The organism is Gemmatimonadaceae bacterium (assembly GCA_035633115.1).
GTDB lineage: Bacteria > Gemmatimonadota > Gemmatimonadetes > Gemmatimonadales > Gemmatimonadaceae > UBA4720.
Window position 1 is genome coordinate 1 of record DASQFN010000025.1, and the last position, 3,946, is coordinate 3,946.

Sequence of the window (3,946 nt, forward strand, 5' to 3'; positions counted from 1 at the left end):
AACAACGCCAGACGGCCCGAAAAACGTGCAATCGGGTGCGTAGCGCTCTTCCCATCAGGTGAACGCTCAAAGAGACGATAACGTCAATATTCATGCGACTCTCAGGGGTGAATAAAGCGGTCAACTGCCGTTTCTAGCCTACCAAAGGAGACCCCCCGGCTCTGCCGGGGAGGCAGTAGAGGTTTGACATTTAAGGGAGTCCATCGAGGAAACTCCCGATCGTGAGCCGCCAAGCACACGAAAGGGAATTTCACGATGGACGAGTACGAAAGCCTAAGTCATACGAAGTGGGAGTGTAAATACCATGTGGTTTTCATTCCCAAGTGCCGTAGAAGAACGTTGTACGAGCAGTTGAGACAGCATCTGGGGGAGGTGTTCCGCAGGCTGGCTGCGCAGAAGGAAAGTCGGATCGAAGAGGGGCATCTGATGTCTGACCATGTGCACATGATGATCGCGATCCCGCCGAAGTATGCGGTGTCGCAGGTGATTGGGTATATCAAGGGCAAGAGCGCGATTCACCTGGCGCGGGTGTACGGTGAGAGAAAGCGAAATTTCGTGGGACAGCATTTCTGGGCTCGAGGGTATTTCGTCTCGACGGTTGGTCGGGATGAGGCGGTAATTCGAGAGTACATCCGGAACCAGGAGCAGGAAGACAAGCGCTTGGAGCAGATGCACCTTTGGCGCTGATTGGCCACCGTAAAGGTGGCCCATGAGAATCGGGGCCGCGTTAGCGACCCCGCATAGCCGCTTTGAGCGGCTCACAACCTAAAGCCCCCGGCTTTGCCCTGATCTTTACCCAGAATCGATGACGCTGGACACGGTCGTTTGTGTCGCATCGGTCATTACCTGCCACATGGCTGCAATATCGTCCAAGCGCTGCAAGCCGAGCCAAAGGGTTTGCGTACCGGGCTCGCCGTCGCCCTTGCGGCCCAGGAAGCCGCCCAGGCTCGCCACCCGACGGATAGCTTCGCGCAATGGCGGCGGTTTGGCCGGCGCAACGCGATTCTGGGTGGTGAACACCATCAGCGCCTTCCACTGAGCCTCCTCGAAATACACCGTGCAGGGTGCCTCAGGGACCTCGCGGCCGAGCTTGGTCAAGTGATAGATCCGCCAGGCCACCACCAGGTCGATCGCCAGACATGCTTCCAGTCGATCGGCCTGACCGAGTTGGCGCTGTTCGATGCGGCAACCGCTCTTCAAGGTACGATGCAGCACCTCGATCCCCCAGCGGCGCGTATACCACATCAATTTTTCGATCGCTTGCACAAAGCTTTCGACCGGCAGCGTGGCGAGCAGCAGCCATTCGAGCGGTTTCACCGCGGCGGGCGCTTCCTGTTCCTGGGCAAATACGGCCCAGACAGGAATAGCGGGCGCGTCTTGGTAGCCTGTGGGCGCAGCCAAGCCTACCGCGGCAAAGCGAACGCCCATACGTGCTTCCCGTGCCGCCCGACTACCCTGACGCGGCACCCGCAACACCTGGATGCCGGCGATAGGCTTCTCTTGCAGCGTCTCCCACAAGCGCGCCTGTGCGTCTTGCAGCTGCCGATTGTGCTCGGCGCGGATGAGCAACTTCGGCCCCTGCGGATGCTCGGCCGCCTCGCGAAACAATTCGTACAGATCCGCCTCGCGATCGCCCACGCTCACGAGGGTCGTCTTGGGCAGCCGCGCCTGCACCGCTGCGACCGCGCGGTAACTCTTCAGCCACTTGAAGCTTTCCTTCTCCTCGATCGGCAAGCGATGGCGCTTGGCTTTCTTGCCGAAATCTTCTCGATCGCGCGCCCAACATTGCACATCAAGAAAGCCCAGCGGGGTGCCTTGCACCGTGAAGGCCAACGTGCTGTGTAGGTGAAGGCCTTGCGGACCACGCACCCAGGCGCCAATCGGACCCAATCCGCCGGTTGCCGCATGCGTCGTATAGTCCAGGCTGGTCGTATCCTGCACTGCCAGCACCACCGATTCTTGGGCGATGCGGACCTCGGTGGCGCCATAGTGCGGTTGCAACAGCGTGTCCATGCTCGTGTCCGGGTGATCGAGGAATCGATACGCCGCCTTGGTCTTCGCCCGGCTGCCGCAGGCTTGCGGCACGTTGGCCGTGGGCCGCGCATAAAAGTCCCGCGCCAGCGTCAACAAGCGCTCCTTGAGCCGCGCATCGGGCAGCGCGCAGCCGCTAAACTCTTGTTCGGCCCAGTCCGCCGCCTCGGTCATAGGCCCGGGCGGCGCAGGGTACGCGGCGCACAAACACGCCTGCCAATCCGCGTGCAGTGGATACATCCATATATCCTTCACGCTGCCCGCCGCCCGATGCGTTCGATCCTGCCGGCCGCGGCCCTGCGTCTTGCCAAGATAAACCCAATTGGCCGCCCGGTAACACGTCCCGCGCCAGCGCGCGCTATCGACAAACGTCTCCACGAGCACCGGGCTTACCCCATAGCGCGCCTGCCAATCGGCGGCTAGGCGTGAGAGCGCCAGACTCAACACGTGCGAGGCCAGATTGGGCACCTGGACAGTGGGCACGATCAGAAACCGGCTGTTGGCCACCACCTTGGATAGCCCCGCTTGGCGGCCGGACTCATCCCAGCCAATCCAGCGATCGCGCGGCGCCAGCCGCCACGCTGGCGCAGAGAAGCTCAAGCCTCCCAGAATGCCCGCGCGGCTCGCCACCAGGTAGCGCAACTGCGCTCCACACAACGGCCCCGCGCCCAACGGATGATGCGCCTGCATCATCGCCCACCACTGCTTGGAGCGCGCCGCATCGTCAGCAGCCACCGGCACCAGCCATACCTCGCCCAATTCGGCGAGTGTCATCTCGACAACGGGCCACGCCCCATCGGGTTGCCCATCCGGCTCGGCTCGCCCGGCAAACGATAGGTCCCGAGCATCCGGCAATGCAATCACTCCGCGGCGTGCCAGCTTGAGCAGGGCGACCCGGCAGCTCATGTCCTTCAAGCGTCCATCAGCACCTCGCCAGTCAAGCCATGCGCAGACCTCTCGTGACAGACCGGTGCGCGTCAACGTCGGATCATTTCGCACTCGCGAACGAATGCGATCGATGACTTCGTCGGAAAATTCACGCCCCGTAACCCGCATGCACGCATGGTAGGCTTAAGCGCGCGCCGTGTCCAGCGAAAAATGTGGGACATGATTAGGGCTTTGCCGGGGGATACTTACTGCGGTATAGAGATGCAGCGCTGCGGCGTTGGCTTCATCGACTTGCAGGAAGGCCACACGGGCGTTCTCGCGTTGGCCGATCGCTAGCAGCGCGCGGGTAACGCGCGTGCCGTAGCCGCGTCCACACTGCCCCGGCGGCGTGAACACGCTGAACACGCCGAAGTGATCTTGCTCCATGATGCCGAGCCCTACGCACACCGTCTCTTCGCCGAAATTGAGAGCGACGGCGAAGCAGGGCAGGGCCAGGCTTTCGAGGCGGGCCTGCTGCGCGGCCAGCGTTTCCTTGGCTTCGCCGCGCAGATCGCGATTGATGGCGAGCCAGACTGCGAGCGGCGGTTCGTGGCAATCGGCCACGAATGGTAATGGCGCATCCAATGGTTAACGGCAAGGTCATGAACAACGTCGGCTCGACCACTCCATAACCCAGTGCCGCCAAGCGGGTGTCGAGGCCGGCTTCGCTAAAGTCGTTGACGCGAAAACGCGGCGGCAAGCCTTCCGCTGCGTAAAGCCGCGCGCAATAAGCGAGCTTCCCTTCGAGCGGCAGAGTTGAGGGATAGAGCGGGGTGACGGAATTGGAGCGCTTCACGTTCGATCCCGGCGACATGCGCAGCACCCAGCCGTCGTAGACCATTTGCTTCAGCGCGCTCGAGGAGTTGAGCGTGATTTCCTCGTAGCGGCGAATCTCTTCAGCGGTCATCGCCCAGTTACTGGCCCAGATACTGCTGCCCGGCCCAGTCGGCTATCGCGGCAAGTATGTGATCGACCTCACCGATGGCGG

At 62.1% G+C, this 3,946-nt stretch carries 3 protein-coding genes; 1 reads left to right on the forward strand and 2 read right to left on the reverse strand.

The genetic code is table 11. The annotated features are described in order from the left end of the window. Nucleotides 1-255: 255 nt before the first annotated feature. The gene (tnpA, locus tag VES88_02750) at nt 256-687 is read left to right on the forward strand and encodes an IS200/IS605 family transposase (protein ID HYN80393.1); all 432 of its coding nucleotides are present in this window, start codon (nt 256-258) and stop codon (nt 685-687) included. 105 nt (nt 688-792) lie between these two features. Here tnpA and VES88_02755 read toward each other — a convergent pair whose 3' ends face one another. Both VES88_02755 and VES88_02760 read right to left on the reverse strand, forming a co-directional pair. Then, on the reverse strand, nt 793-2,937 hold the full coding sequence (locus tag VES88_02755; protein HYN80394.1) for an IS4 family transposase: 2,145 nt from the start codon (nt 2,935-2,937) through the stop codon (nt 793-795). A 165-nt stretch (nt 2,938-3,102) separates the two neighbouring features. Next, entirely contained in the window at nt 3,103-3,522 is a 420-nt protein-coding gene (locus tag VES88_02760; GenBank protein ID HYN80395.1) for a GNAT family N-acetyltransferase, read from the reverse strand. Nucleotides 3,523-3,946 lie beyond the last annotated feature (424 nt).

Excerpts from the sequence above, each read along its gene's own strand:
- tnpA (HYN80393.1), top strand. The coding sequence starts at position 256 with ATGGACGAGTACGAAAGCCTAAGTCATACGAAGTGGGAGTGTAAATAC.
- VES88_02755 (HYN80394.1), bottom strand. The coding sequence starts at position 2,937 with ATGAGCTGCCGGGTCGCCCTGCTCAAGCTGGCACGCCGCGGAGTGATT.